The 21,911-nt window shown below is 64.8% G+C and carries 25 protein-coding genes; 23 read left to right on the plus strand and 2 right to left on the minus strand.

What is annotated here, in order from left to right; genetic code table 11:
- Position 1: 1 nt before the first annotated feature.
- The 6 genes from ACYAF3_RS14540 to trpE all read left to right on the plus strand — a co-directional run bounded on the left by ACYAF3_RS14540 (position 2) and on the right by trpE (position 6,513).
- Positions 2–1,048 (plus strand): ABC transporter substrate-binding protein, encoded by a 1,047-nt coding sequence (locus ACYAF3_RS14540; protein WP_003099539.1) that lies wholly within the window; start codon positions 2–4, stop codon positions 1,046–1,048.
- Between the two features lie 114 nt (positions 1,049–1,162).
- Positions 1,163–2,410, plus strand: coding sequence for an ABC transporter permease (locus tag ACYAF3_RS14545; protein WP_014604087.1), 1,248 nt, complete (start codon positions 1,163–1,165; stop codon positions 2,408–2,410).
- A 105-nt stretch (positions 2,411–2,515) separates the two neighbouring features.
- A complete protein-coding gene (locus ACYAF3_RS14550; protein ID WP_003099535.1) occupies positions 2,516–3,346 on the plus strand; it encodes an ABC transporter permease in 831 nt (276 codons plus the stop codon).
- 123 nt (positions 3,347–3,469) lie between these two features.
- Positions 3,470–4,144, plus strand: a complete 675-nt coding sequence (rpe, locus tag ACYAF3_RS14555; protein ID WP_003085122.1) for a ribulose-phosphate 3-epimerase — start codon at positions 3,470–3,472, stop codon at positions 4,142–4,144.
- Positions 4,144–4,962 carry a phosphoglycolate phosphatase gene (locus tag ACYAF3_RS14560; RefSeq protein ID WP_003099532.1) on the plus strand — a complete coding sequence of 273 codons (819 nt, stop codon included), beginning with the start codon at positions 4,144–4,146 and terminating at the stop codon, positions 4,960–4,962. Before rpe ends, ACYAF3_RS14560 begins: the two co-directional genes overlap by 1 nt.
- A gap of 72 nt (positions 4,963–5,034) precedes the next feature.
- Positions 5,035–6,513, plus strand: coding sequence for an anthranilate synthase component I (trpE, locus tag ACYAF3_RS14565; protein ID WP_088003315.1), 1,479 nt, complete (start codon positions 5,035–5,037; stop codon positions 6,511–6,513).
- 186 nt (positions 6,514–6,699) lie between these two features.
- Here trpE and prtN read toward each other — a convergent pair whose 3' ends face one another.
- Positions 6,700–7,014, minus strand: coding sequence for a pyocin genes transcriptional regulator PrtN (gene prtN / locus ACYAF3_RS14570; RefSeq protein ID WP_003113203.1), 315 nt, complete (start codon positions 7,012–7,014; stop codon positions 6,700–6,702).
- Positions 7,015–7,113: 99 nt separating this feature from the next.
- Positions 7,114–7,884: a transcriptional regulator PrtR gene (gene prtR / locus ACYAF3_RS14575; RefSeq protein WP_003113202.1), complete on the minus strand. Its 771-nt coding sequence runs from the start codon at positions 7,882–7,884 to the stop codon at positions 7,114–7,116.
- 457 nt (positions 7,885–8,341) lie between these two features.
- On the opposite strand from prtR, the gene ACYAF3_RS14580 reads away from it, so the two are divergent.
- The 17 genes from ACYAF3_RS14580 to ACYAF3_RS14660 all read left to right on the plus strand — a co-directional run bounded on the left by ACYAF3_RS14580 (position 8,342) and on the right by ACYAF3_RS14660 (position 21,895).
- Positions 8,342–8,542 carry a TraR/DksA C4-type zinc finger protein gene (locus ACYAF3_RS14580; protein WP_003085132.1) on the plus strand — a complete coding sequence of 67 codons (201 nt, stop codon included), beginning with the start codon at positions 8,342–8,344 and terminating at the stop codon, positions 8,540–8,542.
- Between the two features lie 47 nt (positions 8,543–8,589).
- Entirely contained in the window at positions 8,590–8,949 is a 360-nt protein-coding gene (locus ACYAF3_RS14585; protein ID WP_003459419.1) for a PA0613 family protein, read from the plus strand.
- A gap of 458 nt (positions 8,950–9,407) precedes the next feature.
- Entirely contained in the window at positions 9,408–9,761 is a 354-nt protein-coding gene (locus tag ACYAF3_RS14590) for a phage holin family protein (protein ID WP_003101619.1), read from the plus strand.
- 21 nt (positions 9,762–9,782) lie between these two features.
- Positions 9,783–10,298 carry a hypothetical protein gene (locus tag ACYAF3_RS14595; protein ID WP_003101620.1) on the plus strand — a complete coding sequence of 172 codons (516 nt, stop codon included), beginning with the start codon at positions 9,783–9,785 and terminating at the stop codon, positions 10,296–10,298.
- Positions 10,295–10,852: a phage baseplate assembly protein V gene (locus ACYAF3_RS14600; protein ID WP_003085141.1), complete on the plus strand. Its 558-nt coding sequence runs from the start codon at positions 10,295–10,297 to the stop codon at positions 10,850–10,852. Before ACYAF3_RS14595 ends, ACYAF3_RS14600 begins: the two co-directional genes overlap by 4 nt.
- Before the next feature lie 152 nt (positions 10,853–11,004).
- On the plus strand, positions 11,005–11,331 hold the full coding sequence (locus ACYAF3_RS14605) for a GPW/gp25 family protein (protein WP_003085143.1): 327 nt from the start codon (positions 11,005–11,007) through the stop codon (positions 11,329–11,331).
- Positions 11,328–12,215, plus strand: a complete 888-nt coding sequence (locus tag ACYAF3_RS14610; RefSeq protein ID WP_003085151.1) for a baseplate assembly protein — start codon at positions 11,328–11,330, stop codon at positions 12,213–12,215. Before ACYAF3_RS14605 ends, ACYAF3_RS14610 begins: the two co-directional genes overlap by 4 nt.
- Positions 12,208–12,741, plus strand: a complete 534-nt coding sequence (locus tag ACYAF3_RS14615) for a phage tail protein I (RefSeq protein ID WP_003137385.1) — start codon at positions 12,208–12,210, stop codon at positions 12,739–12,741. The genes ACYAF3_RS14610 and ACYAF3_RS14615 overlap by 8 nt, the downstream gene beginning before the upstream one ends.
- Position 12,742: 1 nt before the next feature.
- On the plus strand, positions 12,743–14,851 hold the full coding sequence (locus ACYAF3_RS14620; RefSeq protein WP_023088788.1) for a phage tail-collar fiber domain-containing protein: 2,109 nt from the start codon (positions 12,743–12,745) through the stop codon (positions 14,849–14,851).
- Positions 14,852–14,859: 8 nt separating this feature from the next.
- A complete protein-coding gene (locus ACYAF3_RS14625; RefSeq protein ID WP_003085172.1) occupies positions 14,860–15,300 on the plus strand; it encodes a tail fiber assembly protein in 441 nt (146 codons plus the stop codon).
- A gap of 42 nt (positions 15,301–15,342) precedes the next feature.
- Positions 15,343–16,503: a phage tail sheath subtilisin-like domain-containing protein gene (locus ACYAF3_RS14630; protein WP_003109051.1), complete on the plus strand. Its 1,161-nt coding sequence runs from the start codon at positions 15,343–15,345 to the stop codon at positions 16,501–16,503.
- Between the two features lie 12 nt (positions 16,504–16,515).
- Positions 16,516–17,019: a phage major tail tube protein gene (locus ACYAF3_RS14635; protein WP_003085175.1), complete on the plus strand. Its 504-nt coding sequence runs from the start codon at positions 16,516–16,518 to the stop codon at positions 17,017–17,019.
- Between the two features lie 14 nt (positions 17,020–17,033).
- The gene (locus ACYAF3_RS14640; protein ID WP_003085178.1) at positions 17,034–17,378 is read left to right on the plus strand and encodes a phage tail assembly protein; all 345 of its coding nucleotides are present in this window, start codon (positions 17,034–17,036) and stop codon (positions 17,376–17,378) included.
- A 169-nt stretch (positions 17,379–17,547) separates the two neighbouring features.
- Entirely contained in the window at positions 17,548–19,785 is a 2,238-nt protein-coding gene (locus tag ACYAF3_RS14645) for a hypothetical protein (protein WP_003101633.1), read from the plus strand.
- A gap of 9 nt (positions 19,786–19,794) precedes the next feature.
- A complete protein-coding gene (locus ACYAF3_RS14650; protein ID WP_003085182.1) occupies positions 19,795–20,667 on the plus strand; it encodes a phage tail protein in 873 nt (290 codons plus the stop codon).
- Positions 20,642–20,848, plus strand: coding sequence for a tail protein X (locus tag ACYAF3_RS14655; protein WP_003101635.1), 207 nt, complete (start codon positions 20,642–20,644; stop codon positions 20,846–20,848). The genes ACYAF3_RS14650 and ACYAF3_RS14655 overlap by 26 nt, the downstream gene beginning before the upstream one ends.
- Positions 20,849–20,905: 57 nt before the next feature.
- On the plus strand, positions 20,906–21,895 hold the full coding sequence (locus ACYAF3_RS14660; protein ID WP_003121851.1) for a phage late control D family protein: 990 nt from the start codon (positions 20,906–20,908) through the stop codon (positions 21,893–21,895).
- Positions 21,896–21,911 lie beyond the last annotated feature (16 nt).

Raw genomic sequence — 21,911 nt, forward strand, 5'->3', positions numbered from 1 at the left:
AATGTCGAAATCCCTGAAAGCGGCCAGCCTGAAGTTCGCCACCCTGGCGGCCGGCCTGGCCTGCGCGGCCCAGGCCATGGCGGTGGACCTGACCGTGGTGTCCTTCGGCGGGGCCAACAAGAGCGCCCAGATCAAGGCGTTCTACGAGCCCTACCAGAAAGCCACCGGCAACAGGATCGTCGCCGGCGAATACAACGGCGAGATGGCCAAGGTCAAGGCCATGGTCGATACCAACAGCGTGTCCTGGGACCTGGTGGAAGTGGAGTCGCCGGAGCTGTCGCGCGGCTGCGACGAAGGCCTGTTCGAGGAACTCGATCCGGCGCAGTTCGGCAAGACCGAGGACTTCGTGCCCGGCGCCATCCAACCGTGCGGCGTGGGTTTCTTCGTCTGGTCCACGGTGCTCGCCTACAACGCCGACAAGCTGAAAAGCGCGCCGACCAGTTGGGCGGACTTCTGGGACATCAAGAAATTCCCCGGCAAGCGCGGCCTGCGCAAGGGCGCCAAGTACACCCTCGAATTCGCCCTGATGGCCGATGGCGTGGCGCCGAAGGACGTCTACGGCGTGCTCGCCACCAAGGAAGGCCAGGATCGTGCCTTCAAGAAGCTCGACGAGATCAAGTCGAGCATCCAGTGGTGGGAGGCGGGCGCCCAGCCGCCGCAGTACCTGGCTTCCGGCGATGTGGTGATGAGTTCTGCCTACAACGGTCGGATCGCCGCGGTGCAGAAGGAAAGCAACCTGAAGGTGGTATGGAACGGCGGCATCTACGATTTCGACGCCTGGGCCATCCCGAAGGGGGCGAAGAAACGGGAAGAGACCCTGAAGTTCATCGCCTTCTCGGTGCAGCCCCAGCAGCAGAAGACTTACTCGGAAAACATCGCCTACGGTCCGGCCAACAAGCAGGCGGTGCCGCTGCTGGACAAGGCCCTGCTGAAGGACATGCCGACCACTCCGGAAAACATCCAGAACCAGGTGGCAATGGACGTGACCTTCTGGGCCGACTACGGCGAACAACTGGAACAGCGCTTCAACGCCTGGGCGGCCAGGTAATCCTCGCCTGACCCTCCAGTGAGGGCCGGAGGGGCCGCCGCGCGGCGGCTCCTCCTACCGTTCCACACTTTCCAGGGTCGTTCCCGACGGCCCGCTTTTTTTCCGGAGTTCGCTATGGCCACAGCTGTGCCCATGTCCCAGGCCACCGGCAGCACCCTCAAGCAACGCCTGGCGCGCGCCGAGCGGATGAACCGCCTGAAGTCCCAGGCGCTGATCCTGCCCCTGCTGGCCTTCCTGGTCCTGACCTTCCTGGTGCCGATCGCCGCGCTGCTCTACAAGAGCGTGTCCAACCCGGAAGTGGTTCGCTCGTTGCCGCTGACGGTAGAGGCCATCTCCGCCTGGGACGGCAAGTCGCTGCCGGCCGACGCCGTCTACAAGGCGCTCAGCCAGGATCTCGCCGAGGCTCGTCGCAACCAGACCATCGGAGATCTCTCCAAGCGCCTGAACATGGAACTGGCCGGTTATCGCAGCCTGATGGCGAAGACCGCGCGCAAGCTGCCGTTCAAGGAGGAGCCCGCTTCCTACAAGGACGCCATGGAGCAGCTCGACGAGCGCTGGGGCGACCCCGCCTACTGGCAGGTGATCCGCCGCAACGCCAGCAGCTATACGCCCTATTACCTGCTCGCAGCCCTCGACCACCGGATCGACGATCTCGGCGAAGTGGCGCGCGCCACCCCGGACCAGGCCATCTACCTGGACATCTTCGCCCGCACCTTCTGGATGGGTGCGGTGATCACCGTCATCTGCCTGCTGCTGGCCTACCCGCTGGCCTACCTGCTGGCCAACCTGCCGACGCGCAAGAGCAACCTGCTGATGATCCTGGTCCTGCTGCCGTTCTGGACCTCGATCCTGGTACGTGTCGCTGCTTGGATCGTCCTGCTGCAATCGGGTGGCCTGATCAACGGCGCGCTGCTCAAGCTTGGCCTGATCGACCAGCCGCTGCAACTGGTGTTCAACCGCACCGGCGTATACATCGCGATGGTGCACATCATGCTGCCGTTCATGATCCTGCCGATCTACAGCGTGATGAAAGGCATTTCGCCGAGCTACATGCGCGCCGCGATTTCCCTCGGCTGCCACCCGTTCGCCAGCTTCTGGCGGGTGTATTTCCCACAGACCGTCGCGGGCGTCGGCGCCGGTTGCCTGCTGGTGTTCATCCTGTCCATCGGCTACTACATCACCCCGGCGCTGCTGGGCAGCCCGAACGACCAGATGGTCAGCTACTTCGTCGCCTTCTATACCAACAGCACCATCAACTGGGGCATGGCCACCGCCCTCGGCGGCCTGCTCCTGCTCGCTACCCTGGTGCTCTACGTCGTCTACAGCTGGCTGGTGGGCGCCAGCCGCCTGCGCCTGGGATAGAGGGCCTTCCGAGAAGGCCAACCGATTCCCCTCTGCCTTCGGAAAAAAGGTTGCCCGGAGGGCGGGGAGAGGGGGATCCGCACGAAACACATTGGAGAGCGAGTCATGCTGAGTCCCTACATGTCCCCGGTCGAGCGCCTGTGGTTCTACTCCCTGCGCATCCTCTGCGGCCTGGTACTGCTGTTCCTGGTACTGCCGGTGCTGGTCATCGTGCCGCTGTCGTTCAACTCCGGCACCTTCCTGGTCTACCCGCTGCAAGGGTTCTCCCTGCGCTGGTACGCCGACTTCTTCCAGTCCGCCGAGTGGATGCGCTCGTTGACCAACAGCATGATCGTCGCTCCGGCGGCGACCCTGCTGGCAATGGTCTTCGGCACTCTGGCAGCGATCGGCCTGACCCGCGGCGAGTTCCGCGGCAAGGCACTGGTGATGAGCCTGATGATTTCGCCGATGGTGGTGCCGGTGGTGATCATCGGCGTGGCCAGCTACCTGTTCTTTGCTCCGCTGGGGCTCGGCAACAGCTACCTGTCGCTGATCGTGGTGCATGCGGTGCTCGGCGTGCCGTTCGTGATCATCACCGTCTCCGCGACCCTGCAGGGGTTCAACTACAATCTGGTGCGCGCCGCCGCCAGCCTCGGCGCGCCGCCGCTGACCACCTTCTTCCGGGTGACCCTGCCGCTGATCGCTCCGGGAGTGATTTCCGGCGCGCTGTTCGCCTTCGCCACCTCGTTCGACGAAGTGGTAGTGACCCTCTTCCTCGCCGGTCCCGAGCAGGCCACCCTGCCGCGGCAGATGTTCAGCGGCATTCGCGAGAACCTGAGCCCCACCATTGCCGCCGCGGCGACCTTGCTGATCGGTTTCTCCGTACTGCTGTTGCTGACCCTGGAATGGCTGCGCGGGCGCAGCGAGAAGATGCGTACCGCACAACCCGGCGGCTGAGGCGCAGGGCGCGCCCGGCTTGGTCCGGGCGTCGGCTGCTGCGGCGAAAAGTCGTCATTTTCACCGCCAAAAACCGATAACGGCTACAATGCGCGCCTTCCGTGATCCCCTTTGAGGTGCGCCATGCAACCCTTCGCCATCGCTCCGTCGATCCTTTCCGCCGATTTCGCCCGCCTGGGCGAGGACGTGGACAAGGTGCTCGCCGCCGGTGCCGACATCGTTCACTTCGACGTGATGGACAACCACTACGTGCCGAACCTGACCATCGGCCCGATGGTCTGCTCGGCGCTGCGCAAGTACGGCGTGAGCGCGCCGATCGACGTGCACCTGATGGTATCCCCGGTGGATCGCATCATCGGCGACTTCATCGAAGCTGGCGCCACCTACATCACCTTCCATCCGGAAGCTTCCCAGCACATCGACCGTTCCCTGCAACTGATCCGCGACGGCGGTTGCAAGGCGGGCCTGGTGTTTAACCCGGCCACTCCGCTGGAGGTGCTGAAGTACGTGATGGACAAGGTCGACATGGTCCTGCTGATGAGCGTCAACCCCGGCTTCGGCGGGCAGAAATTCATCCCCGGTACCCTCGACAAGTTGCGCGAGGCACGCGCCCTGATCGATGCCTCCGGTCGCGAGATCCGCCTGGAGATCGATGGCGGCGTCAACGTCAAGAACATCCGTGAGATCGCCGCGGCGGGCGCCGATACCTTCGTCGCCGGCTCGGCCATCTTCAACGCCCCGGACTACGCCGAGGTCATCCGCGCCATGCATGCCGAACTGGCCCAGGCGCACCAGTAATGAGCGCTGCGGAGCCGTTCTTCGCCACGCGCCTGCCGCGTCTGGTGATGTTCGACCTGGATGGCACGCTGGTCGATTCCGTTCCCGACCTCACCGCCGCGGTCGACAGCATGCTCGCCAGCCTCGGGCGGCCGCCGGCGGGCATCGAGAAGGTCCGCCAGTGGATCGGTAACGGCGCACGCGTCCTGGTGCGTCGCGCCCTGGCCGGAAGCATCGAGCACGACGGCATCGGTGAGGAGGAAACCGAAGCCGCGCTGGCGTTGTTCATGGAGGCCTATGCCGACAGTCATGCGCTCACCGAGGTCTACCCCGGCGTCGTCGACACCCTCAAGTGGCTCAAGCGCAACGGCGTGGAAATGGCGCTGATCACCAACAAGCCTGAGCGCTTCGTCGCTCCGCTGCTGGATGAGATGAAGCTGGGTCGCTATTTTCGCTGGATCATCGGCGGCGACACCCTGCCGCAGCAGAAGCCCGACCCGGCGGCGCTGCTGTTCGTGATGAAGATGGCCGGCATCGAGCCCGAAGATGCGTTGTTCGTCGGTGACTCGCGCAACGACGTGCTCGCCGCCAAAGCTGCCGGCGTGCGCTGCGCGGCGCTGACCTATGGCTACAACCACGGCCGGCCGATCGCCGAGGAAGCGCCCACCCTGGTCATCGACAACCTGCGCGACCTGCTGCCTTGCGCCGACCAGGCCGCTGAGATAGTGTTGCCGGACGACTCCCTTTCCCCCTCCGACCAGCGAGATCAAGCCGTGGCGGTCAGCAAACTCTGGATGAAGGTCATCAAGGCCCTGGCGCGTTGGCGCTGGCGCGCCTGACATCATCCTCCGCCGGATAGCCGGCGCGCGTTTGCACCCTGTTGACCGTTCTCTCCTCCGATGAGGCTGATCATGAATCGCGAAGAATTCCTGCGGCTGGCCGCCGATGGCTACAACCGCATCCCGCTGTCCTTCGAGACCCTTGCCGACTTCGACACGCCGCTGTCGATCTACCTGAAGCTGGCCGACGCGCCGAACTCCTACCTGCTGGAGTCGGTGCAGGGCGGCGAGAAATGGGGGCGCTATTCGATCATCGGCCTGCCGTGCCGCACGGTGCTGCGGGTCTACGACCATCAAGTGCGGATCAGCATCGATGGCATGGAAACCGAGCGCTTCGATTGCGCCGACCCGCTGGCTTTCGTCGAGGAGTTCAAGGCGCGCTACCAGGTGCCCACCGTGCCCGGCTTGCCACGTTTCGATGGAGGCCTGGTCGGCTACTTCGGTTACGACTGCGTGCGCTACGTGGAAAAACGCCTGGCCACCTGTCCGAACCCGGACCCGCTGGGCAACCCGGATATCCTGTTGATGGTGTCCGATGCCGTAGTGGTATTCGACAACCTGGCCGGGAAGATCCACGCCATCGTCCTCGCCGATCCCTCCGAGGAAAATGCCTACGAGCGCGGCCAGGCACGTCTGGAGGAGCTGCTGGAGCGTCTACGCCAGCCGGTCACCCCGCGTCGCGGCCTCGACCTCGAGGCGGCCCAGGGTCGTGAGCCGGCGTTTCGTGCCAGCTTCACCCGCGAGGACTATGAAAACGCGGTAGGAAGGATCAAGGACTACATCCTGGCCGGCGACTGCATGCAGGTGGTGCCGTCGCAGCGCATGTCCATCGAATTCAAGGCGGCGCCCATCGACCTGTACCGCGCGCTGCGCTGTTTCAATCCGACGCCCTACATGTACTTCTTCAACTTCGGCGACTTCCATGTCGTGGGCAGCTCGCCGGAGGTGCTGGTACGGGTCGAGGATGGCCTGGTGACGGTGCGCCCGATCGCCGGTACCCGTCCGCGCGGGATCAACGAAGAGGCCGACCTGGCGCTGGAGCAGGATCTGCTGTCGGACGCCAAGGAGATCGCCGAGCACCTGATGCTGATCGACCTGGGGCGCAACGACGTGGGGCGGGTGTCCGACATCGGCGCGGTGAAGGTCACCGAAAAAATGGTGATCGAACGTTACTCCAACGTCATGCACATCGTGTCCAACGTCACCGGGCAATTGCGCGAGGGGCTCAGCGCGATGGACGCGCTGCGGGCGATCCTGCCGGCGGGTACGCTGTCCGGCGCGCCGAAGATCCGCGCCATGGAGATCATCGACGAGCTGGAGCCGGTCAAGCGTGGAGTCTACGGCGGCGCGGTCGGCTACCTGGCATGGAACGGCAACATGGACACCGCCATTGCCATCCGCACCGCGGTGATCAAGAACGGTGAACTCCACGTGCAGGCCGGCGGCGGTATCGTTGCCGACTCGGTGCCGGCGCTGGAGTGGGAAGAAACCATCAACAAGCGCCGGGCGATGTTCCGCGCCGTGGCGCTGGCCGAGCAGAGCGTCGAGTAAGACGGCGCGAGGCGGAAGAAAAGAAGGCGGATGGCGTTTGCGCCATCCGCCTTTTTTATGCCCGGCTGGACCCTCGCATTGGCTTCGCCCTACGCGGAACCGCTTTCGTAGGGCGAATATCGCGACGCGATATCCGCCAGGCGGAGCATGGTGTCGCTCCCTACGATGCTGGCAACGGCGGGCCGCTCAGGATGCGATGCTGTCAGCGCCCGGCTGTGCTCGACGGGCGCTTCCGGCTTGGTTCGCGCGCTGGTCGACGTAGGCGGCGAGGTGATCGAGGGCCACGAACTGCATGGCCTTGTGGCTATCGTCGAGGGTCGTCACCGGCAGGGCGATCCGCCCGCATGCCAGGGCCTTGCTGAAGTTTTCCTTGTTCAGGTTGCGAAACCAGCGTTCGCGAACCTGCTCCAGCGGCACCAGGACATCGCCGAAGATGCGGTAGACCAATTCCACGGTTTCCTGGCGTGGAATCGGAGTGCTAGGGGCGATGGATGGCTGCATGGTATTCCCTCCTGCGGCTACACGTCGTTGAGGGGAATATAGCTCAGGTTGTTTTTTTGTTCAATAGCTGAAGTTGTAGAGCGGGCGAGCGCCAGGCGCTCACCGCACCAGGGACGGGCCGCGCCGGTGGCGTACGGTGGACCACCAGAAGACCCAACCGATCATGCTGATCTGGCGGCTGCGCATGTCCTCCGGCGAGTACTCCTCGTCCGGATATTCCTCGCGGTTGAAGCTGCGCAGGCGAATGCCGCCGCCGGGCAGGCGGTAGACGAACTTCACCCGCAGCATGCCGTCATGTTCGAGGGCGTAGATCTCGCCATCGGTGATATGGGTGGTGGCGGTGTCCACGCCGATGGTGGAGCCATCCATGATCAGCGGTTCCATGCTGTTGCCGGTGAGTTGGGCGCAGATCGCCGCCGACGGATCGACGCCTGAGGCACGCAGCGTGGCATAGGAAAAACGCAGCTTGCGCCCCTCTATCTCGCGTACCGCAGTGCGTCCGGCGCCGGCGGACATCTCCACTTCCTTGTACAGCGGCAGTTCCACTTCGTCTTCGTCCAGCGGTGTGTCGCTGTCCCACGGATGCAGCGGTTCCAGCACCAATGGGCTGCCATCGGCCACGGACACGGCACTGCGCGCGGCTGGAGCGCCTTCGCCGGTCTGCAGCCAGACCGGCGAGACGCCCAGGGCCGCCGCGATCTCGATCAGCTTGCGGGTGCTCTGGGCCTTGCCCGAGGTCAGCTTGTGAATGGTGTTCTGCGAAACCCCTGCCGCTTCGGCGAGGGTTTCCTGCTTCAGGTTGCGCATCGCCATGGCCTGCTTGAGGCGAGCGGCGAAGCTGTCGGGCGGGATCTGGGTGCTCTTGTCCATGCTCGGCAATCTACAGACCGATGGATTTTCTGTAAAGAGCCTAGGTGTTGACGATAAATAGCTTTGGTTGTAATTTCTCTTCCGTCAGAAAGCGGAAGGAGTGAGTTCCACAACTTCCCACCCGCCTTTCAGAGATTTCACATGGGTGCAGGGACGCACCCGGTTGTCGGCGACCGACGATGCAGGTGCCGACTGCTTGGGTGCCGGGGCCATGGGAAAGCGCTCCGGCACCTGGAGGGCCGGAGCGCCGTCCATGCAGACGCTCCGTCCCGCTCATTCATTCTGTCGCCGACCTGCTTCAGGTACGGCGGCGTCGTACAGGGAGTCATTGCCATGTCGCGAGATACGCACTCGCCATTTCCGCGCAGAGGAACGCAGGTCGCCGAACCGGCGCCGCGCATCTGTCATGTTCCATCCATTCGGCCGTCGGGCGTCGGGCACGCCAGGGAGGCTTTCCATGGCTGACCTTGCCGATCACGCCAACGAACTGGTCCTGGCTCGCCTCGACGGCCTCCTGGCGGCGCGCCCGGCGCTGGCCATCCGCGAGTCCGCGGAAGACTGCGAGGACTGCGGCGAGCCCATTCCCCAGGCGCGCCGCCGGGCGGCACCGGGCTGCAGTCGCTGCATCGACTGCCAGGACCGCCACGAGCGCCGTTGAACCGACCTCATGCCGAGCCCTCGCGGGCAGTGAAAGGAGACACGACCGTGATCAAAGCCATCGATGAAATGCTCAAGCTCTGGGCCGAGGAAATGCACGCGCCAGGCAGCAACGGAGGCGGCTACGCCGGCGGCAACCTGATCGCCATGCTGATCGCCAGCAAGGGCGAGGTGGTCCGCGGCCACCGTGGCAGCCGGGTGATCCTCGACCGTGTGGCGGAGGTCGATCGCCTGGTAAATCGCCTACCCGAGGAACTGAAGAACGTGGTGGTGGAGCACTATCTCAATCGCGACAGCTTCCCCGAGCAGAAGTACCGCCACTGCGGTTGCAGCCGCAACACCTTCTATCTGCGCCTGCATGTGGCGCACCAGGGTATCCAGGACGGCCTGCTGCGGCGGGCGGCCTGAGTTCCTGGACCGGATACCGTGTCCCCCCTGGAATTTTCCAACCGGCCTTCGGGCCGGTTTTTTTATGCCTGTCGCCCATGGAGGCGGCGAGTCCCATGCACAGCAGCGGACCCTGCACGGTAGAGGCGGATTCGGGCTGGCGTAGCCATCCTTTTCGTCAGTCGATGCCGGGCTTTCCATATCGGAAGTGGGTATTCGCTTGCCCGGATGCCTGGCGAAGGTTCCCAGGGCGGTATATCACCCTCATATCGTGGTGCGTCTCCCTCCTATTGCAGTGGATTGTCGAGAAGGCATTGCCGGGCTGGGAATCGGGCGGTAAAAAGTAGTCATTCTTGTAAAGGTGCGTCCCCAGGGAGGCACTCGTGAAGCACCGGAACCCGGCCCTGGCGCCGGGTTTTTTATTGCCCGGGAAAACGTTCGTGCGGACGTGCCCGGCGCTGCCTGCCAAGGAGGGACCCATGGGCAACGAACCGCAGACACTGACGGAAATGCCGCTCTGGGTACTGATCCTGCTCGCCGCGCTGGGCGGCGTCAGCGGCGAGATGTGGCGTGCCGACAAGGCCGGTCTCGGCGGCTGGGCCTTGTTGCGGCGCCTGGCGCTGCGCTCCGGCGCGTCGATCGTCTGCGGCGTGGCGGTGATGCTGCTGGCGTTGGCTTGCGGCGCCGCGCTGCTGTTCGCCGCGGCGCTGGGCAGCCTGACCGCCGCGGCCGGCGCGGAGATCGCAGTCGGTCTCTACGAACGCTGGGCCGCCCGGCGCCTGGGGGTTTGCGAGCTGCCCGAGGAACAGTCGGACGACCGTGGCCCGCATTGAAACTGATCGAAGGAGTCAACCATGCCTGAACAGGCTGTTACGCTCGAGGCTCTGTACGCGGCCATCGAGCAGGTACTGCGTGAGCGTCTGCCGGAGGCGCAGTTGATCGGCTTCTGGCCAGGCGTGCCGGAAAATACCCCGGCGGTTTCCCTGGAGATAGCCGAGCTGCTGCCCGAGCGCGATCCCGGTACCGGCGAGAGTGCCCTGCTGTGCCGCCTGCAGGCGCGGATAATGGTGCCACCTGGTGCCGATCGCCAGGCGGTATCCATTGCTTGCGGAATCGTTCGGACATTGCGCGAGCAGACCTGGAACCTGTCTCTGGAACCGGCGCGCTTCGTACGCTCGGCCGTCGACGGCAGTCGCGAGGAGCTGAAGAGCCTGCGTGTCTGGCTGGTCGAGTGGACGCAGTCGCTGCGTCTCGGAGACCCGGAGTGGGCCTGGGAGGACCAGCCGCCGGGCAGCCTGATGCTGGGCTTCGACCCGCAGACCGGCCCCGGCCATGAGCCGGACTACTTCGCTCCGGAGGCGTTGGCATGAGCTATGTCAGTGCGGAGCATGACCGCATGCTCGCCGCGATGATCCTGCCCTGCGTGGTGGTCGCCGTGGACCTGGCAGCGGCGCGGGTACGGGTGCGCTCCGGCGACTGGACCAGCGGCTGGCTGCGTTGGCACTCCCTGGCAGCCGGCAAGGTTCGCCACTGGCGTGCGCCGAGCATAGGCGAACAGGGGGTACTGCTCAGTCCGTCGGGCGGAGTGTCAATGGGTACCTTTATTCCCGGTCTGTACGGCGATGCGGGCACGGCGCCGGACAACAGCGCCAGCAGTGAGACCTGGCGTTTCGACGACGGCGCCTCGTTGAGTTACGACTGGGCTGCGCATCGCTACCGCGTCGAGCTGCCCAGCGGCACCGTGGAAGTGAGGGTCGGCGCCAGCGAGGTGCGGGTCAGCGACGGGGCGGTCAGTCTCAAGGCGCCGAAGATCAGCCTGGAAGGACCGGTGGAGATCGCCGGGACACTGACGGTCAGCGGAGACATCCTCGGCGGCGGCTCGATCATCGACACCGCCGGCAACAGCAACCACCACACCCATTGAACATACGACGGTGCTGCCGAAGGGCGGTCCGTCGAACATTCAACCGGCCCGCGCGAGCGGGCCTTTTCGTTTGCGGAGTTCGCCATGGGCAACACTCACAGCCATTCGGAGCCAGGCGCGGCCTGTCTCTGCCGGAGCGGGAGGACGGGGCGATGATCGGGATGGATCGCCGTAGCGGGCTGCCCCTGTCCGGCCTGGCTCATCTTAAACAGTCCGTCGAGGACATCCTGACCACCCCGTTGGGCAGCAGGCGCATGCGCCCCGAGTACGGCAGCAAGCTGCGGCGGATGGTCGACATGCCGGTGAGCGAAGGCTGGAAAAGCGCCGTGCAGGCCGAGGTAGCCCGTTCCCTGGGGCGCTGGGAACCGCGCATCGCATTGTCTGCCGTGCGAGTCGTCGCGGTCGTCGATGGCCGCGTGGATCTGCTCCTGAGCGGCGTGTTCGAGGGCGAGAACATCAATATGGAGGTCTCGGCGTGATCATCGATCTTTCCCAGTTGCCGGAGCCAGAGGTTATCGAAAACCTCGATTTCGAGACGATTTACCAAGAGCTGTTGGGCGACTTCCGTGAAGCCATGGCTGGAGAATGGACAGCGGAGGTGGAGTCGGATCCGGTTCTCAAGCTTCTGCAACTGGCGGCCTATCGAGAACTGCTGCTGCGGGCGCGGATCAACGATGCGGCGCGGGCGGTGATGCTGGCATACGCCAGCGGTGCCGATCTCGACCAGATCGGTGCCGGCTTCAATGTGCAGCGTTTGCTGATCAGGCCCGCTCAGCCCGAGGCGGTACCGCCGGTGGAGGCGCAATACGAGAGCGACAAGTCGCTGCGCAATCGCATCCAGCTCGCGTTCGAGCAGCTGTCCGTCGCAGGACCGCGGAACGCCTATATAGCCCATGCGCTGGGCGCGGATGGAAGGGTGGCGGATGCCTCTGCGACCAGTCCGGCGCCCTGCGAAGTGCTGATCAGCGTGCTCGGGGTGGAAGGCAACGGGCAGGCACCGGAAGCGGTGTTGCAGGCAGTGCGCCTGGCGCTGAACGCGGAGGACGTGCGTCCTGTTGCGGATCGGGTAACGGTGCGCTCGGCAGGAATCGTTCCCTATCAGGTCAAGGCGCAGCTCTACCTGTTTCCCGGCCCCGAGGCCGAGCTGATCCGTGCCGCCGCCGAGGCTTCGCTGCGCGACTACATTTCCGCCCAGCGCCGCCTGGGCCGCGACATCCGGCGTTCGGCCCTGTTCGCCACCCTGCATGTCGAAGGCGTGCAGCGCGTCGAACTGCAGGAGCCTGCGGCCGACGTGGTCCTGGATGAAACCCAGGCGGCCTATTGCACGGGGTACGCGATCACCTTGGGAGGCGTCGATGAGTAGCCGACTGCTGCCGCCAAACAGGAGTTCTCTGGAACGCTCTCTGGGTGATGTATTGCCTGCCGAACTGCCGGTGCCGCTTCGTGAGCTTAACGATCCGGCACGCTGTGAGGCGGCCTTGCTGCCCTACCTGGCCTGGACGCGCTCGGTGGACCGCTGGGACCCGGACTGGAGCGACGAGGCCAAGCGCAATGCGGTAGCGACGTCCTTCGTCCTGCACCAGCGCAAAGGCACGCTGACCGCGTTGCGCCAAGTGGTCGAGCCGATCGGTGCGCTGAGCGAGGTCACCGAATGGTGGCAGCGAAGCCCGACCGGCGTGCCGGGGACCTTCGAGATCACCGTGGACGTCAGCGACCGTGGCATCGACGAAGGCACCGTACTGGAGCTGGAGCGCTTGCTCGATGACGTCCGCCCGGTGAGCCGACACCTGACCCGCCTGGACCTGCGCATCACCCCGGTAATCCGGTCCCGTCACGGACTGGCCGTGACCGACGGCGACACCCTGGAAATCTTCCCCTGGAAACAGTGACATGACGACCAATACTCCGAAATACGGTGGCCTGCTCACCGACATAGGTGCCGCTGCGCTGGCTGCGGCCAGTGCAGCAGGCAAGAAATGGCAGCCGACTCATATGCTGATCGGCGATGCCGGCGGTGCGCCGGGCGACACGCCGGATCCATTGCCTTCGGCGGCGCAGAAGAGCCTGATCAACCAACGCCATCGGACTCAGCTGAATCGGCTGTTCGTTTCCGACAAGAACGCCAATACCTTGGTTGCCGAGGTGGTGCTGCCAGTTGAGGTAGGTGGCTTCTGGATCCGCGAGATCGGCCTGCAGGATGCCGACGGCAAGTTCGTCGCGGTATCCAACTGCCCGCCCAGCTACAAGGCTGCAATGGAAAGTGGCAGTGCGCGGACCCAGACCATTCGGGTGAACATCGCGCTCTCCGGCCTGGAGAATGTCCAGCTGCTGATCGACAACGGCATCATCTACGCCACTCAGGACTGGGTGAAGGAAAAGGTCGCTGCCGATTTCAAGGGCCGCAAGATTCTGGCTGGCAATGGCCTGGTCGGTGGGGGCGATCTTTCTGTCGACCGCAGCATTGGCCTAGCGCCTTCCGGCGTGACGGCGGGCAGCTATCGCTCGGTCACGGTGAACGCCAACGGGGTGGTCACCCAGGGCAGCAATCCGAGCACCCTGGCCGGCTATGCGATCGGAGATGCCTATACCAAGGCCGATACCGACGGAAAACTGGCGCAGAAAGCGAACAAGGCCACCACCCTGGCCGGCTATGGCATCACCGATGCGCTGCGAGTCGATGGCAACGCCGTGTCATCCAGCAGGCTGGCCGCACCGCGTAGCCTGGCAGCCAGTGGCGATGCCTCCTGGTCGGTGACCTTCGACGGCAGTGCCAATGTTTCTGCGCCGCTGAGTCTTTCCGCTACCGGTGTGGCAGCGGGCAGCTATCCGAAGGTGACCGTGGATACGAAGGGAAGGGTGACTGCTGGAATGGCGCTGGCGGCGACGGACATTCCCGGGCTGGATGCTTCGAAGTTGGTCAGCGGGGTGCTGGCCGAGCAGCGTTTGCCGGTATTCGCGCGCGGGTTGGCTACTGCTGTCTCGACCACTAGCGATCCGAACACCGCGACCGTGCCGTTGATGCTGACCAATCATGCGAACGGACCTGTTGCCGGACGGTACTTCTACATCCAGTCGATGTTCTATCCGGATCAGAACGGCAATGCTTCGCAGATTGCAACGAGCTACAACGCTACATCCGAGATGTATGTACGGGTGTCCTACGCGGCCAACCCTAGCGCCCGGGACTGGCTGCCCTGGAAGCGCTGCGACATAGGTGGTTCGTTCAGCAAGGAGGCGGACGGGGCCTTGGGCGGTGCGGTCAATCTCAACTCGCTGATCACGTCGGGATGGTGGTACCAGACGGCCAATGCACAGGCCGAAAGTGGGGCGAACTACCCGGTCCCCCGGGCCGGCTTGCTTCAAGTGCATAATGCAGGCACCAATTTCATCTACCAGACATACCAGGTTTATGACGGTGAAGGGTTCTATTTTCGTTGCCGCTACACCAACACCTGGTATCCATGGCGGCGTGTATGGCATGGAGCGGACTTCAATCCGAACGACTATCTGCTGAAAAGTGGCTTTACGTGGGCCGCCCTGCCAGGAAAGCCAGCGACCTTTCCGCCTACTGGCCACAACCACGACGCCGCCCAGATCACGTCGGGCATCCTGCCTCTGGCGCGCGGCGGTCTTGGTTCGAATACGGCAGCGGGGGCGCGCAACAATATCGGGGCTGGGGTTCCCGCGACGGCGAACCGATCGCTGAATGGCTGGTGGAAGGATAACGATACAGGACTCATCGTGCAGTGGATGACAGTGAGTGTCGGCGATCATCCGGGTGGAATCGTCAACCGCTCGCTGACCTTTCCGATCGCGTTTCCCACTACCTGCCTGCACGTGGTGCCGAGCGTCAAGGAACTGGGGCGGCCGGCGACGTCGGCATCGACCGTCACCCTCGCAGATGTCAGCGTCAGCACCACGGGGTGTGTGATCGTCGCTACCGAGTATCACGGTGCGGTCCAGAACTATGCGATCAGGCTTGTGGCCATTGGCTGTTGAGGTGACCCATGATTTTTTTCCATGCCGCCACTGGCGGTTTCTATTCGAAGGATGTCCACGGCGACCGCATGCCCATCGACGCGCGGATGTATCCCCTCGAGGAAGCTGAATACCTGGCGCTGTTGGTAGCCCAGAGCGAGGGCAAGCAGATCGTCGCCGACGCCGCCGGCCGTCCGTTCTGTATCGACCCGCCGGCCCCGGCAGAAGAGGTCCTGGCCCACCGTGAGCGCATCTGGCGCGATCGCCAGTTGACGCTTACTGATGGCCCCATCGCCCGTCACCGGGATGAGCTCGACCTGGGCAAGATTACGACCCTGAACCAGGCGCAACTGCTCGAACTCACGCTGTACCGCGCCAGCCTTCGAGACTGGCCGGCATCCGCGGCGTTTCCTGATTTAGGCGCAAGACCCGAGCCGCCGCTGTGGCTCGAACCGCTCATCACCCCCTGAACCCCGCCTCGTGCGGGGTTTTTCATTAATGGAGATCTACCTATGAGTTTCTTCCACGGCGTTACGGTAACCAACGTCGATATCGGTGCGCGCACCATCGCGCTGCCGGCCAGCTCCGTCATTGGCCTCTGCGATGTGTTCACGCCGGGGGCGCAGGCAAGCGCCAAGCCCAACGTTCCGGTGCTGCTCACCAGCAAGAAGGACGCCGCCGCGGCGTTCGGCATCGGCTCGTCTATCTACCTGGCCTGCGAGGCCATCTATAACCGTGCCCAGGCCGTGATCGTGGCGGTGGGCGTGGAAGCCGCGGAGACTCCCGAGGCCCAGGCCAGCGCCGTCATAGGTGGTGTCAGCGCCGCCGGCGAGCGCACCGGACTTCAGGCTCTGCTAGACGGCAAGAGCCGCTTCAATGCTCAGCCGCGTCTACTAGTTGCGCCGGGTCATTCGGCCCAGCAAGCGGTGGCCACCGCCATGGACGGGCTGGCCGAGAAACTGCGGGCCATCGCCATTCTCGATGGTCCCAATAGCACCGACGAGGCGGCCGTCGCCTACGCCAAGAACTTCGGCAGCAAGCGCCTGTTCATGGTCGACCCGGGCGTGCAGGTTTGGGACAGCGCCACCAATGCCGCACGCAAGGCCCCGGCTTCGGCCTACGCCGCCGGCCTGTTCGCCTGGACCGACGCCGAGTACGGCTTCTGGTCCTCGCCGTCGAACAAGGAGATCAAGGGCATCACCGGCACCAGCCGTCCGGTGGAGTTCCTCGACGGTGATGAGACCTGTCGCGCCAACCTGCTCAACAACGCCAATATCGCCACGATCATTCGCGACGATGGCTATCGCCTGTGGGGCAATCGCACCTTGTCCAGCGACAGCAAGTGGGCTTTCGTCACCCGCGTTCGGACCATGGACCTGGTGATGGATGCGATCCTCGCCGGGCACAAGTGGGCGGTGGACCGCGGCATCACCAAGACCTACGTGAAGGATGTCACCGAGGGCCTGCGCGCCTTCATGCGCGATCTGAAGAACCAGGGCGCGGTGATCAACTTCGAGGTCTATGCCGACCCGGACCTGAACAGCGCCAGCCAGCTGGCCCAGGGCAAGGTGTACTGGAACATCCGCTTCACCGATGTGCCGCCTGCCGAGAACCCCAATTTCCGTGTCGAGGTGACCGATCAGTGGCTCACCGAAGTTCTGGATGTCGCCTAAGGAGCGCCCGTGATGATTCCGCAAACCCTGACCAATACCAACCTGTTCATCGACGGCGTGAGCTTCGCCGGTGACGTGCCATCCCTGACCCTGCCCAAGCTGGCTGTGAAGACCGAGCAATACCGTGCCGGCGGCATGGATGCGCCGGTATCCATCGACATGGGCCTGGAGGCGATGGAGGCCAAGTTCTCCACCAACGGTGCCCGCCGAGAAGCACTGAATTTCTTCGGCCTGGCCGACCAGAGCGCTTTCAATGGCGTGTTCCGCGGCTCCTTCAAGGGCCAGAAGGGCGCCAGCGTGCCAGTGGTGGCTACCCTGCGCGGCCTGCTCAAGGAGGTCGACCCGGGCGACTGGAAGGCCGGCGAGAAAGCCGAGTTCAAGTACGCCGTTGCGGTCAGCTACTACAAGCTGGAAGTCGATGGCCGCGAGGTCTACGAGATCGATCCGGTCAACGGTGTCCGCGCGATCAACGGTGTCGACCAGTTGGCCGGCATGCGCAACGACCTCGGCCTGTAAGAGGAGCTCCGGACATGACCCAAGAGAATCGACTGCCGGGCTGGCTGACGCTGGATGCTGACGCCGCCCTCGTTCGTCTCTCGCGTCCGGCACAGTGCAACGGGGTCAGCGTCGACACGCTGACCCTGCGTGCACCCACCGTGCGTGATATCCGCCTGGCCGGCAAGGTGGCCGGCGACGATGCCGAGGAGCGCGAACTGCAACTGTTCGCCTCGCTGGCGCAGGTCAGCCGCCAGGACCTGGAGGGGCTGAAGCTGAGCGACTACCAGCGGCTGCAAGGAGCCTACTTTCGCCTGGTGCAAGACGACACGGACGACACCTTCGCGTATGCGTCAACTGGCGAGGCGCCTGGCCATTGAGCTGGGCTTCCAGGCCAGCGAACTGGAGCGCATGACCCTGGGCGACCTGCTCTGGTGGCTCGCCGAGGGCGAGGAGTGAGCGACGGCGTCGTCCGCCAGGCGAGCGGCGCCCGCGCTACTTCAGTAGGTCCGCGGAGGCGGACATCGATAACAGACGAGACGAACCGTCATGAGTAAAGACATGGACCTGGTGGTCTCCATCGGCGGCATCGCCGACCCCTCCTTGGGCAAGGCATTCGAGACCGTCAAGGCACGGCTCGACAGTCTCCAGGAACGTTCCCGCCAGGCGTCCAGCCTGAGAGATGTGCTGGGAGACGCCATACGCCTGGAGCGAGAACTCGCCGATATGCGCAAGGTCGGGGACCGCGGCGTTGCTGAGCATGCCCGGCAGCTTGGCGAACGCCAGGAGCAACTGAAGCGACTCGGCATCGAGGCCAGGGCCGCGGGCGATGCCTACGCTCGACTGGGCGAGATGCAGCGTGGCCTGGATATGCAGGTCCGCGGCCTGCAACGGCTGGAGCAGGCCAGCCAGGCAATGCCATTGGCTAGCGCATTTTCCGGACTGGTCGTGGAAGCCAGCAAGACGGCTGCCGGTTATCAAGCGCGGTTGCGCGACCTGGCGATCCGCAACGGCCTGGACGTCGGCCGGGAGCCAGCCTTGGCATCCCTGATCCAGGACAGTGCCAGCCAGAGCGGCCTGGGACGCACGGCGACGCTGGACATGCTGGAGCACTTGAACGCCACCGGCATGGGGTTCGCCGCCGCGCAAATGAATCTGGGACTGGCGGGCCGCTTCGGCTTTGGCCAAGGGATTGCTTCAGCCGAGGCTGCGGGGCTGGTTCGAGCGTTGCAACTGGCCCAGGGTTCGGACTCGCCAGAGCAATTGTCCGCCTCCCTCGACCGCCTGGTCGTCCTGGGTAAAGGCAGAGTCGGCAGTGAGGCCCTGGCGCGTCGCCTGCCTGCCTTGTTGTCAGCGCTGGGCAATGCGGGAGAGGCCACGGCCGGCGATGTCGGTGCACTGGGGGCCTTGCTGGAGATTCAGGCAAAGAACACCACGCCAGACAAAGCGGACGTGCGGATGAAGGCCTGGCTGGAGTTCGTCGGCAGCGGCAGCTTGAAACGCGCTTATGGCCAGGACTACGACCGGGACCTGGAAGCGCTGCGCAAGGACGGAGCGAGTCTGCTGGAGGCCAACCTGGAGCTGGCTGCGCGCTATCGGGATAAGGGCGGCAAGCTCAGCGCCGGTGAGGCGTCGCCGGCGCTTGAAGCCTATCGAGCGTCGCGCGGCGAGTTCCAGGGCTTGCTCGAATCCCAGCAGTCTTCCGTAGGCTCTTCGGAGCGCGATGCGCAGCGTCGCAAGGGGATGTCCCAGGAGCTGTGGAAGGCTTCCAGCGACAGTTGGGAGAGGGCGCAGACCGCTTTGGGCAGCGCCCTGAATCCATATCTGGACAACCTGGCCAAGGGGAGCGCGGTACTCGGCGAGTCGACTGCGGAACTGCTCGAAGCCTATCCGCGGACGACGGCCGGTCTTACCGCCGCCGCAGGTGCGGTGTTATCCGGGTATCTCGCCTACAAGGGAGGGCGCGGCGCTATCGACGTGTTGCGTGGCGGTCGGCTCGGTCGGCGAGGGAGCGCTGCCGTCGGCGACCTGATCGAACGGGGTGCAGGCCGGGTATCGGGTGGTAGCGAAATACAGCGCGTGTTCGTTACCAACTGGCCGGTGCCGGGAGGCGACTCTACGCTGGAGTCCGCGAGGAGGCCAGCACAACGAAAGCGCGGTCAAACACCACGCAGGAAGAGAGGCAAGGGCGGTGGGCTGAAGGCCCGCTCCCTTCCATCCCTTGGCTTCTCGGCTGGAGGAGGCTTGGGGGCGATGGCAGGAAAGCTGCCGCGCCTGTCGCGTTTGCCCATACGCAACGCGCCGCTGCAAGTGGCCTCGTCGTTGATCGATGTTGCTGAGGTCTACTCCAGCGACCTGTCGGAGAGCGAAAAGACCATCGCCTATGGCGAGGCCGGTGGCTCCCTGGCTGGTTCCCTGGCTGGCGCCGCTCTGGGAGCGAGCATCGGCTCGGTGGTGCCGGTGGTCGGTACGCTGATCGGTGGATTGGTTGGCGGCGCTATCGGCGCCTGGGGCGGTAGCGAACTGGGGGGGCGTCTGGGACGCAGTCTGGCTGGCGATCCGCCGGCGGCCTCGGACAACAAGCCGGCGGTGCCCGTACCACAGGCCGAACCCGTCGCGGCTGTGCCCAACTGGACCTTCGCGCCGCAGATAAACCTGACGGTGCAAGGCAACGTACACGAGCCGCAGCGTCTGGCCGACGAGTTGCTGCCCTACCTGCAACGCATGCTTGTCGACTTCGCCGACGAGCGGCAGCGGCGCAGCCTCTACGATCCGGCGATGGTCTAAGGAGTCCCCATGGCATATCTGGAACAATTGCAGGCCGGCCTGAGGTACCTGGGTCGCGCCGGCGAGTCCGGACGCAAGAGTCTGGACAAGGTGGTCGCTCCGGTGAACGGCGCGATCAGCGAGATCCGCGGCGCAGCCGCGGAGCTGGAGAACCTGCCCGGCGTATCGCCGGAAATGGCTGCCCGGCTGCAGCGTGCCATGCGCGGCATCGGCCAGGCGCAGGGCAAGGTGAACCGCGTGGTCTCCACCTATGACCGGGCGAGCCGGGCGTTGCTTGGTATCGACGAACGCCTGGATGCGCTGAAGGTCCAGGTGAACAGTGCCGCGCAGGCGGTCGGCAAGGTCGCTGGCGACATCAGTCCGACGCTGGCGGGGGTGCTGCCGTCGTGGCTGCTGGCACCCTCGGCGACGCCCCCGAGCGAGGCCGCAGCGCCCTTGCCGCACCTGCTGGTACTGCAGCCGCTGACCGCCAATGCCCAACCGTTCTACTTCAACCTGAATACTGCCGCCTTCGACGCCCTGCAGCGCAACAGTGCCTACAACTGGAGCGGGCAGGTGCGCCTGGGTCGGCGGCCGGCGCTGCAGAGCGTCGGCATGGGCGAGGAGAGCATCCTGCTCAAGGGTGCGGTATTCCCGCTGCGTCGACAGGTAGGTAACCAGGAAAAGGTCGTCGGTCTGGAGCAGCTCGAAGCGCTGCGCCGGTTGGCGGAGCGGCGTGAGCCGCTGATCCTGAGCAGCGGCTACGGCGAGGTGCAGATGGGCCTCTGGTGTCTGGTGCGGATCAGCGAGAACCAGAGCGCCCTGCTGGGCAACGGCGCTCCCCGCAAACAAACCTTCGACCTGGAGTTCAAGCGCTATGGCGACGACCTGCCGAACCGCTGACGGCGACATGCTGGACAGCCTCTGCTACCACGTCTATGGCCATCTGTTGGGCTGCGTCGAGGCGACCCTCGACGCCAATCCCGGGCTGGCCGATGAGCAGCAGCCATTCCGCGCCGGCTTGCTGATCAGTTTCCCTGACATGCCGGTGGTCAATGTCGAACAGGTGCGCCTGTGGGATTGATCGACCGCTCACCCGCAACCCCGCCTTGGCGGGGTTTTTCTTTTCTGGAGAAACCAGGTGCAACCGAGTTTCCGTATCGTTGCCGACGGCACCGACGTCACCCAGCGGCTGAATGACCGCCTGCTCAAGCTGACCCTGCTGGACAAGCCGGGCATGGAGTCCGACAGCCTGACCTTGAGGCTCGACGATCGCGATGGACAGGTGGCCTTACCCAGGCGCGGTGCGGTGCTGGAGGTTCATCTCGGCTATGCCGGCGAGCCACTGATGCGCATGGGACGCTTTACCGTGGACACCTTGCAGTGGGCTGGTCCGCCGGACTGCCTGACCGTCACTGCCAAGGCCGGCGACATGCGCGGCAGTGGCAAGACGATACGCAGCGGCGGTTGGGAGGGCACTACCCTGGCTCAGGTCTGCCGCGATGTTGGCGCACGCAACGGCTGGCGCGTGGAGTGTCCGTTGCAGGTGGCGATCGCCCGGGTCGACCAGGTCAATGAGTCCGACTACCACTTCGTCACCCGTCTGGCGCGCCAGTACGACTGCACCGCCAAGCTGGCCGAGGGCATGCTCATGGTGCTGCCGCGACAGAGCGGGCAGAGCGCCACGGGGCGTCGGATCGAACCTTTGGTGTTGGGACGTGCTGACGTCGGTAGCTTCGACGTTACCTTCGACGACCGCAGCCTGATGAGAACGGTGAAGACCCGCTACCAATTGCCCGGCAGCGGCGAGGTCAAGAGCGTCGAGTTGAAGAACCCGAAGGCACCGGCTACGGCTATGGGCGAGCATGTCGACCGGCACCTCTATACCAGCCGTGGAGAGGCCGAGCAGGCGGCGAAGGCTCGCCTGGCGAGCTTCAGCCGCTCCAGCGCCAGTGTGCGCCTGGAACTGCCAGGGCGTGGCGACCTGTTCGCCGAGCGCAGCCTGCTGCTCCAAGGCTTCAAGGCGGGAATCGACGGCGAGTTCCTGATCGACTCGGTGGAGCACACCTACAGCTCCAGCGGATGGACCACTGTCGTGCAATGCAACGGCGGCCGAGGCGGCAAGGGGTGACGCCTGAAACCCATCG

The organism is Pseudomonas sp. TZ252 (assembly GCF_056110345.1).

What these genes read in the sequence shown, in the direction of transcription:
- ACYAF3_RS14600 (WP_003085141.1), top strand. Translation starts at nt 10,295, where the DNA reads ATGAGCTATGTCAGTGCGGAGCATGACCGCATGCTCGCCGCGATGATC.
- ACYAF3_RS14595 (WP_003101620.1), top strand. Translation starts at nt 9,783, where the DNA reads ATGCCTGAACAGGCTGTTACGCTCGAGGCTCTGTACGCGGCCATCGAG.
- ACYAF3_RS14625 (WP_003085172.1), top strand. Translation starts at nt 14,860, where the DNA reads ATGATTTTTTTCCATGCCGCCACTGGCGGTTTCTATTCGAAGGATGTC.
- ACYAF3_RS14630 (WP_003109051.1), top strand. Translation starts at nt 15,343, where the DNA reads ATGAGTTTCTTCCACGGCGTTACGGTAACCAACGTCGATATCGGTGCG.
- ACYAF3_RS14620 (WP_023088788.1), top strand. Translation starts at nt 12,743, where the DNA reads ATGACGACCAATACTCCGAAATACGGTGGCCTGCTCACCGACATAGGT.
- ACYAF3_RS14590 (WP_003101619.1), top strand. Translation starts at nt 9,408, where the DNA reads ATGGGCAACGAACCGCAGACACTGACGGAAATGCCGCTCTGGGTACTG.
- ACYAF3_RS14650 (WP_003085182.1), top strand. Translation starts at nt 19,795, where the DNA reads ATGGCATATCTGGAACAATTGCAGGCCGGCCTGAGGTACCTGGGTCGC.
- ACYAF3_RS14645 (WP_003101633.1), top strand. Translation starts at nt 17,548, where the DNA reads ATGAGTAAAGACATGGACCTGGTGGTCTCCATCGGCGGCATCGCCGAC.
- ACYAF3_RS14545 (WP_014604087.1), top strand. Translation starts at nt 1,163, where the DNA reads ATGGCCACAGCTGTGCCCATGTCCCAGGCCACCGGCAGCACCCTCAAG.
- ACYAF3_RS14560 (WP_003099532.1), top strand. Translation starts at nt 4,144, where the DNA reads ATGAGCGCTGCGGAGCCGTTCTTCGCCACGCGCCTGCCGCGTCTGGTG.
- prtN (WP_003113203.1), bottom strand. Translation starts at nt 7,014, where the DNA reads ATGCAGCCATCCATCGCCCCTAGCACTCCGATTCCACGCCAGGAAACC.
- prtR (WP_003113202.1), bottom strand. Translation starts at nt 7,884, where the DNA reads ATGGACAAGAGCACCCAGATCCCGCCCGACAGCTTCGCCGCTCGCCTC.
- rpe (WP_003085122.1), top strand. Translation starts at nt 3,470, where the DNA reads ATGCAACCCTTCGCCATCGCTCCGTCGATCCTTTCCGCCGATTTCGCC.
- ACYAF3_RS14540 (WP_003099539.1), top strand. Translation starts at nt 2, where the DNA reads ATGTCGAAATCCCTGAAAGCGGCCAGCCTGAAGTTCGCCACCCTGGCG.
- ACYAF3_RS14615 (WP_003137385.1), top strand. Translation starts at nt 12,208, where the DNA reads ATGAGTAGCCGACTGCTGCCGCCAAACAGGAGTTCTCTGGAACGCTCT.
- ACYAF3_RS14580 (WP_003085132.1), top strand. Translation starts at nt 8,342, where the DNA reads ATGGCTGACCTTGCCGATCACGCCAACGAACTGGTCCTGGCTCGCCTC.
- ACYAF3_RS14605 (WP_003085143.1), top strand. Translation starts at nt 11,005, where the DNA reads ATGATCGGGATGGATCGCCGTAGCGGGCTGCCCCTGTCCGGCCTGGCT.
- ACYAF3_RS14635 (WP_003085175.1), top strand. Translation starts at nt 16,516, where the DNA reads ATGATTCCGCAAACCCTGACCAATACCAACCTGTTCATCGACGGCGTG.
- ACYAF3_RS14640 (WP_003085178.1), top strand. Translation starts at nt 17,034, where the DNA reads ATGACCCAAGAGAATCGACTGCCGGGCTGGCTGACGCTGGATGCTGAC.
- trpE (WP_088003315.1), top strand. Translation starts at nt 5,035, where the DNA reads ATGAATCGCGAAGAATTCCTGCGGCTGGCCGCCGATGGCTACAACCGC.
- ACYAF3_RS14655 (WP_003101635.1), top strand. Translation starts at nt 20,642, where the DNA reads ATGGCGACGACCTGCCGAACCGCTGACGGCGACATGCTGGACAGCCTC.
- ACYAF3_RS14550 (WP_003099535.1), top strand. Translation starts at nt 2,516, where the DNA reads ATGCTGAGTCCCTACATGTCCCCGGTCGAGCGCCTGTGGTTCTACTCC.